The following is a 444-nucleotide window of genomic DNA, read 5'->3' as shown; positions in this document are numbered from 1 at the left end:
GCTCTCGTGCAGCGGCTGATTGTAAGCGTCCGCACAATTCACCTGCGCGAGTCACATCGGCATCCACTCATGCGGTAGCAATTACACGATCACGTTGGCCCGCAGCGTCGTCAGCCGGTCAGCACATCCTCGAGATTGGCATGCTGACGGTGTTCATTCTTGCTCGTCGACTGGATCAAGCTCATGATTGCTGCCGACCGTTTACCGCGGCATAGCGATCTGGTAAAGGATCAGTAGGAACGTCCCAGTGCCCATGGCCGTCCCAGGTCCTCAACCGGGTTGTTGTCGACTGGCACAGTCCTATCACTGAGGAAGCATGTCACAGCACCCAGCGTATCTGGCTGAACCGAGGGCTTTGGCCGTGGCTGATCCGTTAGACATCAGGTCGCGTTGAGCTACGCATCTTGTCTTTAATCGACTGTACCTACTTACGCGAGCAAGAAC

At 56.1% G+C, this 444-nt stretch carries 1 pseudogene; it reads right to left on the bottom strand.

The window, feature by feature from the left end:
* Positions 1-81: 81 nt before the first annotated feature.
* Positions 82-444, bottom strand: a pseudogene (locus AC0L20_RS39915) (IS66 family transposase); the annotation flags it as partial.

Source organism: Bradyrhizobium sp. Kon58 (genome assembly GCF_055807455.1).
The sequence above is the reverse complement of the archived record's forward strand: the minus strand, read 5'-3'. Positions and strand labels throughout refer to the sequence as shown.